The sequence below is a fragment of the Nostoc sp. DedQUE08 genome (genome assembly GCF_034530895.1).
GTDB lineage: Bacteria > Cyanobacteriota > Cyanobacteriia > Cyanobacteriales > Nostocaceae > Nostoc.
This window is the reverse complement of record NZ_JAVRCD010000087.1, coordinates 16,644-27,542: the sequence shown is the minus strand read 5'-3', so window position 1 is coordinate 27,542 and position 10,899 is coordinate 16,644. Positions and strand designations below refer to the sequence as shown.

The 10,899-nt window shown below is 35.7% G+C and carries 6 protein-coding genes; all 6 read right to left on the bottom strand.

Going from position 1 to position 10,899, the window contains the following annotated elements:
- Window positions 1-172: 172 nt before the first annotated feature.
- The gene (locus RMY64_RS33895; RefSeq protein ID WP_322671726.1) at window positions 173-2,401 is read right to left on the bottom strand and encodes a GumC family protein; all 2,229 of its coding nucleotides are present in this window, start codon (window positions 2,399-2,401) and stop codon (window positions 173-175) included.
- Window positions 2,402-3,050: 649 nt separating this feature from the next.
- Entirely contained in the window at window positions 3,051-4,247 is a 1,197-nt protein-coding gene (locus tag RMY64_RS33890) for a glycosyltransferase family 4 protein (RefSeq protein WP_322671725.1), read from the bottom strand.
- Between the two features lie 276 nt (window positions 4,248-4,523).
- Window positions 4,524-5,684, bottom strand: coding sequence for an O-antigen ligase family protein (locus RMY64_RS33885; RefSeq protein WP_322702346.1), 1,161 nt, complete (start codon window positions 5,682-5,684; stop codon window positions 4,524-4,526).
- Window positions 5,685-5,749: 65 nt separating this feature from the next.
- Complete coding sequence (locus tag RMY64_RS33880) at window positions 5,750-6,853, bottom strand: glycosyltransferase family 4 protein (RefSeq protein WP_322702345.1); 1,104 nt, start codon at window positions 6,851-6,853, stop codon at window positions 5,750-5,752.
- A 97-nt stretch (window positions 6,854-6,950) separates the two neighbouring features.
- Complete coding sequence (locus tag RMY64_RS33875; RefSeq protein WP_322702344.1) at window positions 6,951-8,384, bottom strand: oligosaccharide flippase family protein; 1,434 nt, start codon at window positions 8,382-8,384, stop codon at window positions 6,951-6,953.
- 214 nt (window positions 8,385-8,598) lie between these two features.
- Window positions 8,599-10,041 carry a sugar transferase gene (locus tag RMY64_RS33870; protein WP_322685411.1) on the bottom strand — a complete coding sequence of 481 codons (1,443 nt, stop codon included), beginning with the start codon at window positions 10,039-10,041 and terminating at the stop codon, window positions 8,599-8,601.
- Window positions 10,042-10,899: the final 858 nt, after the last annotated feature.

Sequence of the window (10,899 nt, the reverse complement as noted above, 5' to 3'; positions counted from 1 at the left end):
ATGGACATTGCACAGTAGATGACCTCAATTCATCCCTCTATTATGCAACGCCAATAATTCTTAGTCCGGTTAATTACTTATTATTTAAAACTTCTGGCGTCTTTACGTCAGTCTTTATTAATAAATATTTATCCGGACTTGATGTAACTCCTAAAATAATTTTTTAGAAGCTTTATTTCTTCGCCAGTCCCTTAAGCTCTTTTTTCAACTCTCTTGGGTTAAAGTATTCGTGAGAATGATATCGATAACTACTAGATTCATTTTTATCAATGACTCCATTGACTACTAAACCTAGAACGTTGTAATTGGATCTCTCTAATATCTCTTGAGCAGCATTAGCACTGTTGGAATCAATTACTCCGGGTCGGGCTACTAACAAAATACCATCAGTCATTTGGCTTAAAGTCAAAGCATCGGCTGCCAAAAGCAGTGGAGGAGCATCAATAATTACAAAGTCATACTTATACTGGGATGAGAAACTATCAATGAGTGATGCCATCCGTTTTGAGTCAAGCAAAGCAAGTGGGTTGGGAGGCCTAACTCCAGCAGTTAAAACATCAAGGTTGTCCATTACCTTAGATACGGCAATGTTAAATTCAGCCTGACCTACGAGAACCTCACTTAAACCAACTTCATTGGTTAATTGCCAGAGATGATGTTGAGAAGGAACTCGCATATCTGCATCTATTAATAAAACTTGACGTCCTAGTTGAGCGATCGCTGCTGCCAAATTAGCTGAAACTGTAGACTTGCCTTCTTTAGGAATTGCACTAGTTATCACAATGGTTTTAAGCAATTTATCTGAACTTAAGAATTTCAGATTTGCTTGAATCATTCGGTACATTTCACTCGTTAAAGAGTGGGGAGTATCTCTGACGGCAACTGTTTGAGACGTTGATTCTGCATTTGAATCACGGGAACGAAGCTTTTTAACAGACAAAGGAACAATTCCTAGCAAAGTATATCCAAATACATCTCTAATTTCTTTAAGTGTTTTTAGAGATCTATCTCTCATCGCGAGAAAAAGTACAGTTGTGGTAGCAAAAAACAAACCGAACATGACTCCTAGCACCAAAACAATTATTTTTTTGGTTAATGTAGGATCTTCAGGCACTAAAGCCTGAGCAATAATTCGGGAACTAGGGGTATTTGTATTTTCAACTAACTGTAATTCTTGAACCTTTTTCAATAGAGTTTGATAGGTCGATTCTGCAACTTCAACTTTCCGTTCTAACTCCCGCTGGTTTTGAGCCAACTGGGGTATGAGTTTCACCCGCTGTTCATAGCTGGCACGAGAATTATATAGTGACGAGAGTCTTTGAGTTAAGCCAAAACGTTGTATTTCTGATTGCAGAAAGTTTTGTATCAGGCTTTGTCTGAGTTCTCCAATCTGCAATAGGCTCTGGGGAACTTGTGTTTGATTGCCAACAGTCTGACCAACTTGCTGTTGTAGGAGAGATTTTAAATTCGCTTTTTTTGCTTCTAGGTTAATAATTACTGGGTTATCATCTAGAAAACGGCTGCGCTCAACCGCTAACTGCCGATCGGTCTCTTGGAGTTGTGTAAGAATTCCCTGTACTGCTGGTGACTGACTGAGGGCACTCACAGCGATCGCTTCTTGAGAATTTAGCTCTACTTTCTGCCGTAGTTGATTGGTTTGGGCATTTACCTCATCCAGTTGAGCCTTGACAGTATTCATCTCATTGTCTAGATTTCCAATAGTCGCAACAGCTGACCTTGTTTCCTCTGATAAATCTGCAATCTGATGCTTTTGTTTAAATATACGTAGCGCTACTTCTGCATTATTAACAGCAGCTTGAGTTGTAGGAAGTTGCTTGGCCATAAACTGACGAGTCGCTCCTGCCTCAGAGCGATTTGTCAGAATATCATTTTCTAAATAAAACCTCATAATTGTGTTGACTACTGCTGCTGCTTCTTCAGGATTGTGACTTTTATAAGTAATACGCAATACATCTGTCCCACCAACAATTTTTAGGTTCAGGGCTTTTAGTAGTGCTTTCACCTCCAAAGGTTCACCTTCGTTGTCTTTTAGTTGTAGTTTGTCTATTGTCCGTTGTAATAAAGCTGGGGAAGAAATAACTTCTATCTGACTGCTTATGGGATTTTGAGTTGCTACCAATGGTTTCAAATCTCCTGCTTCTCCTCCTTCAGAGGTATCAGGGTAAAGATTATTGCCTGCTACTTTAAAACTGGGAATCCTGAATAACAGTTTTCCTTCTGCTTCATAGTCTGGCTTCAGAAATTGTGTAGATATGGCACTCAGAATAACTGTCGCCACAAATATACTGAAAGCAGGCAACCACCAGCGTTTCAATATCAATAAGTAACGATTAAGGTCTAAATCAATAGATTCTCTAGATTCCATAGATTTTTCTGACATAAATCTTCCAAAGTACAGGTCTTAAGCAAGAAACTCAAAATTGACTTATAACAGTCACAAACCAGTGCAATTGACAATACTGATTATGTATAATTTTACAATATAAAACATAGTATAGACGAATACGGTTCAGTTAAAGCTTAACTCTTTATCGAAATCCTTTTTTTAACGAACCGCCAAAGGCGCAAATAAAAGAAGCAAGAAGTGCTTAAATGAAATGTATTGTAGTATATATTTAAGTGAAAAATTTAGTCCCCATTGAGTGAAATGTGTAACGGTGGTGTGTACCTTTATTGAGCAAAACCTTTGTTAATTTTGGAATTTCAGATGAGTTAACTACGTCCTAACTATAACGACCTTCCCATAAATCAACCCTTTAGTAACAGGAGGTTAAATTAAATTTTTTTTGCATTAGCCATCAACCACTAATATTCATTCACATTTATTTCTGGATTATCAAAGACTTGATTTTTGGCTTGGATATTATACGGCTAGATTCCTTGTCAGATCAACTATCTTAGCCAAAGCCAAAATTTCAAAGTCAAGTAAAAAATCCGTTCTTTAGTCATTTTGTAATTTTGACCATAAACATCTACTCATTAGTCAACTCATTTACTACTCAATATAGTAATTCTGAAAGTTAAAGTAGCTACCTACTTTGCCAAACTTTATCGTAAGCATCTAACAGTTTTGGAGCTTGATATTGCCATTCAAGAATTTCCTCCATTCTACGTCGGCCCTCGGCTCCGATCTTTTGTCTACGTTCAGGAGAATCTAGAAGTTCCAAAATTTTCTCGGCAAATTCTACCTCGTCATTAGGTTTGGCATAAAGAGATGCTTCTTGTGCAGAACGTCTTCCCTCTCGCAAATCAAACTGGACAATTGCTTTTCCCATTGCCATGTATTCAAGGATTTTATTCATAGTGCAGTTTTCGTTATAAGCAGATGTTGGAGAAGGTTCTACACACACGTCGCAGCTGGAAAGCCGCTCTAAAAGTTCTTCACCTTGCTTAAACCCTGTAAATTCTACAAAATCATTCACTTCTAACTCTTTGGATAAGTCCTTGAGCTTTTCTGCCATAGGACCACTACCAATTAGCATAAAGTGAATATCAGAGCGATTTTTTTTGTGGACAATGTAATATACCATTCTTAAGAGATAATCGATACCTTCTGGTTCTCCCATGACACCCATGTAACCTATCAAGTAGTTTCTACCTCTGCGGTAATTGGGGTTTGGAGGCATTCGGCGAAAGCGCGAAAGATCCGGCGCACTACGAACTACAAATACTTTCTCTGGTTTCTTGTGCCCACGCTTAAGAGCTACTTCTCGGTGTGACTCGTTCGTTGAAATTACCATATCTGCTGTAGCATAGGTTAAGCGTTCAGCCCAGCGTAATCCATAATAAAAAATATCGCGCCGACGATACTTAGCTTCATACATTTCTGGACTGAGATCGTGATGATCGAAGATAATAGATATACCATGAAATAATTTAAACCATGCTGCTACCAAGAAAAGTAAATCGGGCGGATTACAAATATGTATGACATCAAAACCACGCTCTCGCCATACCCTTTGAGCTAGACGGAATTGCCAGTTAATCGCCCAACTGTACTCTCGGAGATAGCCAATGACAGAACTTTCTTCCGGTGGTAGAGGGTGACGGTAAATGTGAATCTGCTCAATAATTTCGTAATCTTTTTCAAAGCCATTACCCGTAGGTGAAATTACACTAACTTCATACCCAGCTTTTTGCAAAGTAGTTGCTTCCATCCATACCCGTCTATCAAAGGGAACTGGGAGATTTTCAACAATAATTAATACTTTTTTCGGTGATGCCATAATAATTTCAATTTTTAATTAGTTTAGTCAGTAATTATTCACTCACTCGGAAAAATGGTTGAAACCCTGAATTTATGGGTATAGCCAGGGTAAATGTGAAAGGCTACTTTAGTAAAACACTCAGTCGTCAAGTCTAAAATATACCTTATTTATGGAACTTATATTCAGAACTTGGCGAAACTGGATTAAATAATAAATATGCATATACACATCATGACAGCTATCAGTTTTGCTGTTATTAGCTGGTTACAATTATATTGATTAATCATCTGATTTTTAGATTTTGACTGAGAGAGATGCCGCCACATAGAGTATCCAAGTCAAACTATTTGATTCCATTAAGTTAGACTCAGTGAGGCTAGATAAAAGTATATATGTCATGTGTATAAGTGGCCAAATATCAAATGCTGTTTTGCTACTACGCACCCAAGCAAATCCTTGCAGATAATTGCGCCAAAATCCAAAAAAGAAGACTCCTAAGCCCAAAAGACCCAAATCTAGGCAAAGAGCCAGATATCCATTGTGGGGGTGGCTTGGCGTCCATGCAGCTGCAAGCCAAATATCGGCAGATTCGCCATTCCATCCTTGCCAGAATCCACCATAACCGTAACCAAGCCAAGGATGTTTCCAAATCTTATCAATTACTAATGGCCACAACTCTGTTCGACCCGTCAGCGTCGCATCTTTACCAATTGCATTGAACAGGACATTCGCGTTACTAGACAACCAAAAATATAAGCTTTGGCCGATAGTAGCGATCATTATTAGGGTTGGTACCATGAACTGGTAAGACCAACGCCAAATTTGAAAAGCAAAAAATGTCAATATTATGATTAATAGGTTAACTAAAGATGAACCGGAAGCAGAAAGCCGTAAGAGTAGTATTGACAAGACAAACCCTGCCCAGAAAAGCCAATTACGTCTTTGAGTTTGATAACCAAGTATAAAAAAAGTCATACTACTTGTTACCATTCTTGCTCCCAGACCGTTTTTGTGCGTGAATACTCCACGCCACTTTGAACCATCCAAATCGCTCTGTATTCCGTATTTAGGCAAAGCTATGGCAAAAACAAAACTGAGTATTATAATAATTGCAAAATTCCAAGCAAGTAAATGTAACTGCTGTTTTAAGCTATATCGCGAAGCAAAATATAGTCCAAACAAACTGGAATTAATTAGGGAAAAACTATTTTTTAATGTTGTTGATGGTTCAAAAGACCAAATAATAGAAAAAGCTGACAATAAAATTAAAGAATAAAGCCAAAAGTCTTTCCTAAGGAAATAAAGAGTTTTCTTCCAACGCAAAACTAATAGTACTAAGGTAACTAGGTAGATTAAAGAATAAATAATTCGAATCACAGAGCTATCATATTCTACTAAATCAGTCTGCCCTGCTCCTCCTGACAGTACAACAACAAAAATTGCCCCTGAATACATCAGCAAGCTCAAAATTGTGAATACCTGTTCAGCAAAAATTAGTATTTTCCTCATAAATAAATTAACTAATATTTATTTTGCATATTCAGTTCTTTATAATAAACTTGAACTGTTTGAGCGGCAATATTTGACCAATTTAAATCTTCCTGACAGCGAGCTAATGCCGCAGCTTGCATACGTTGTTGCAAATCGCGATCGCTTAACAAATAAATAATGGCATCAGCTAAAGATTGAACATCACAAGGTGGAACTAACAACCCATCTTTTTTATGCTGAATTATCTCACTTAATCCCCCTACTTCAGAGGCTACAACCAAGGTTCCCATCCCATAAGATAAGGCTGCCACTCCACTTTGAGAGGCTTCTATGTATGGTAGAACTGTTATCGTACTGCGTTGAAATAGATTACTTACTTCTTCAAGGGGGATAAAGTCATTGATAATTTCGTAGTGTTTCTCATCATAACCATTAGGGAAATATTGTTTGATATTTTCTCCCCGTCCAGCGATAATCAGTTTGACTTCAGGTATACGTTCAGCAATTAAAGGCATAGCCTGAAGTAAATATTTCAATCCTTTGTATGGCCAGATGCGGCCAAAAAATAGTAACGTATTTGGATCGCGAGTCTGACTATATTTCTTACCCCGACGCTGATACAAACTACCAAGTTCCCCATGTGGTAAAACATTGACTCGCTCTTGAGGTATACGAAATTGTTCAATTAGAATCTTTTTTAGTTGATGAGTATGAACAATCAATTGTTGGGAACGATAGAAGGCAATACGCCTAGTATACTCTGAACCGAATACAGCCATGCTATCTCCTGGGTGACGGAATATGTCGTGGATAGTTGTCACCAATGGCGGCATTTTGTTGAGTAACAAAGTCCAATCATACCAAGGATCGTTAGTTTCTTGCACATGCAAGATATCCGGCTGTATGTCTTTGATAATACGCATCATCGCGTACATCGACAATAGGTTGCGTGGATCGCGAATCCGTGGTTTTTTAAAGCTAATTACGCGGATGTTGGGATCGAGAACATTGCTACAGACATTTGAAACTTTTTCCGGGTGAATTAGCGTTAAATCAACATATTTAACCAGACTGTTTGCTAATTCAATGGTGTAATCTTCAAAGCTAAAATGTAATAAAGCAACTTTCATCATAATTACAATTATATCCTCCCTCTTAAATTCTTTATTTCATCAGTTTTTATATTTTTTTATTTATGAGTTAATAATAATTTATTTGAGACTAATTACATTACTGCGATCTTAACAATTTCAACCATAAAAACCGAAACCCTCCAAATGCACGAATACCTAAATAAGTTACAAATAAAGTATAAACACAAGTTGCAATAATTAGAGTTAATATAAAGTTTAAACTAAGTTTTTGTAAAAATATTAATATAGGTAGCATTCCAATAGTTATTATTAATGGTCGGCGCACAATTCGCCATAAATTTAATGAAAATAGGCGAGTATAGGTGAAATAAATATACTGGCTAAAACCAGAAATAGTCATCAATAATACCATTAAAGCTGCACCTAGTAACTGATAGCGCGAAACTAATACCACACCTCCTAAGCTCCCTAATGTACTGGTAATAACTACTTCACGTAGGTTCACTATCTCGAAACCATTGGCTACAAGTAAATAAGTCAGTGAGCGGGTAAACGGCAAAAAAATAAGTGATGCAGCGCTGATCGTAAGAGCTATATTTGCTTCAGCAAAGCTAGCATTATAGAGAAAAACTAATAAATCTTTGCCAAACAATAAGATCCCAAGAAATAAGGGCAATGCGATGATTAGTAGGATTTCGATAAGATTTTCAGCTATCTGCCTCTGCTTTTCCCTTCCTTGCTCTACTGCTTTTGAAAGCCTTGGAAACATTGCTAAACTCATACTGTTAGCAATAATCAAAAACGGTTGTAATAATTGTGTTATTCCGCCAAATAAACCTACTAAAAACTCGTTTCCTAATAATGAAAGGATCAGTATTTGAATTCTACCAATTACTACAGCTATTGCTTCAATAGCAAAAAATGTGCGCGCATTTTTGATTGTATTCAAGACAAAATTTCTATCGATTTGCCATTTTATTTTTACTAACCGAGCGATAAAAATCCATTCAATTACTAAAATTAGTGTTTCAGAAAAAACTAGGATCGCCCCTAAATATTCAATTCCATATTTTAGTTGCATCGCCCAAATCATGATTATTAGGCGTAAAATATAAACTGGCACTGTAGCGATTGCAATCAGATGCATCTTTTCTTTCGCTTGAAAAATTGCCTCTGTGATATTAGAAAGCGCAAAGGGGATGATCGTTAAACCCATTATGTAACAAACAGTCGAGGTTTTAGTACTATAGGGAAGTAAAAATACTACAATCACCAATGCTCCATAACTGAAAAAACTAAATATTAGCTGTAAGCAAGTACCACTCATTAAATAGACTGATGTTTTTTGGGGTTCACGAGCTAGTTCTCTAGTGAACAATGTTTTTAGCCCTTGTGAAGCAATGCCTACAAAAATAAAATAGTAGCTATATGCTAGTAGATACTGCCCTAAAGCCTCAGCTCCTAGAGTACGAGCAATCGAAGCGGTTAACACAAAGGCTGTAACACTTTGTACTAACCGATTGAGTATCATTGAGAAGGAATTACTTATGAATTTGTACTTTTCTACCATTCTTATAATTCTTAATTCAGCTTAATTCTTTCATTTTGAGTCATCATGATTTTTTCGGATATATCCTGCTAGATTTTTTAGAACATCCTCTGTGTAATGTAAAAAAATCTAAATTGAATCCGCCACAAATTAAACTGAAAACTGCAATAATTTTATTGATTTATACGAAAAGTAAATTCTCTAATCATAGCTGCCCAGCTAGAGATTTTTTCTCTTAGTAAGCACCATCTTTTTGCAAAACCACCATAACTGTTTTAAGGAGAATTTCAAAGTCTAACCTCAGTGACCAATTTTCGATATAGCTAATATCGAGATGAATCACTTGTTCAAAATCTAAAATATTTGAGCGACCTGAGACTTGCCAAAGACCCGTAATACCAGGTAAAATTTCATGTCGAATAAAATGATGTTCGGCAAACTTTTCAACATCTCTGGTAGGTAAAGGGCGAGGTCCCACTATACTCATTTCTCCAAGGATAACGTTAAAAAGTTGAGGTAATTCGTCTAAACTGTAACGACGGAGAAATTTCCCAACACGGGTAATGCGAGGATCATCTTTAATTTTAAAGATAATCCCATCTTTTGTTTCATTTAATGCTTCTAATTCTTTTTGTAACTTTTCCGCATCAGACCTCATTGTTCTGAATTTCCATACTTTAAACTGTTGACCATGTAGACCTATACGCGTTTGTTTGTAGAATACTGTGCCTGGAGAGTCAAGTTTTATAGCTATAGCTATAGCTATATAAATGGGGAATAAGAACATTACAAATAAAGTTGCAAAACAAAAATCACAGCTACGCTTTATCCAAAAATCTTTACCTGTAATTATCGGACAATCCAAACTTAAACAAGGCATTCCTCCTATTTTGTTGAATTGTACGTTTTTATAAATTGGTTTTAATTCCATCGGTAAAATATGTACTTGTATCCCAGATGCTTGAAACAACCAGCACAAAAACATTCTATTTTTTAGCGCATCCCAAGATATAAAGACTTCTGTCACTCCTAGTTGATTAAGCTGAGTCAATGTTTGCTGACGCTGATATCTGTCTAGTGAATTGGCATTCGCAGTTCCAGATATAATGTAATGCTTTTCTTTTTTTATAAAACTCTCTATCTGCTCGTGATCCTGAGGATCGCAAATAATGAAAACAGAAGAACGAACTATTTTTTTTTGTTTGCGTAGATATTCAAGAGTAATATTTACAGCATATCTACCAGTACAAACAAAAAATACACTTAGCAACCAAGGTAATAATATTAATTTTGGACGTGTTATATCAATAACTGGTTTATACAAAAAACTAACTAATAGTATTAATCCATGAGCAAAAGTTAGCGATTTGATAATATTGAAATAGTCATAACGTTTTTGACCTTCTCTATAAATTCCTTCGATAGCTAGCGATCCTATTTGAATCCCAATAGCTGTTAAAATCGGTAAATAATGGCTCGGTATATACCAACTAAAGTGTCCATCAGTAGATTGATATGCTGCTAAAACCCAAGCTAAAAATAAAAGAGTACAGTCTACTAAGAATAATGTTGTTAATCTTAACCACCACGAACCCTTACGTACTGTGACAAACGTCGATGCACGTAAATCCAAAGGTGCTTCACTGAATTTATTTGTTGTAATGCTTTGATTACTCATGAGTAGGAACACTTGGTGTAGGTAAAATTTGATAGGAGCTTAAAAATACAAGACAATTTAGCTATTTCACTATTTTTATTTACAAATAAACCTGGAATTTTTAGTCTTAGTCTTAATCATTTTCTTTAGAGTAACTTTAAGTTCTCAATCAAAAAAAATTTTCAGGTCGGTTTGAGTGCTGTTTTACTAACCAGATATTTAGGTTTGATTGCAGTATATAATCACATTTTAGTCTGTACAAATTTAATGAAAAAAAGGATTTGTTGACCAATTTAGATTATTAGTAATTAAACAAAACTGCGGATGTTAAGAATCAAGCAAGCAAACATAAAAATAAAATATTATAATTTTCCAGGTTACTAATACATCAGATCGATCGTGGATATCGCAGATATCTTGGAGAGTTTCACTTCTTTGTTCGAGGTATAGAATTATTGATATAACCTCAGAAATCACTCTAGCATATTTATTTAGACTAATTCAGCTTTGAATATAAAGTTGTCTTATTCTATCTGTTGTTCTTACGCAGAATTACTGATTAAAAATTATATTACATAACTTATAACAAAATGCATTAAAAGTTTGATTTTTGTAATAAAACTTTATATTACTGACTTAAGTCAGTTTCATAGACATTTCTAAATGAAGTCTTAAAAGGGCAGCAACCTTAAGATGAGACTGTAGTTTAGAGTAGAAGACTGATGTTACAAACTTAATTGAGTTTTATAAGGTTGGCTAAGTTATCCAAAAAAATAAGATTATGACTTTACATTAAATTTATATAATTAGAGACAAAATGAAGATTTTGTAAAAACTATCTTTCATCAAGTAGATTTTACTGAGATAGGATAATGTACC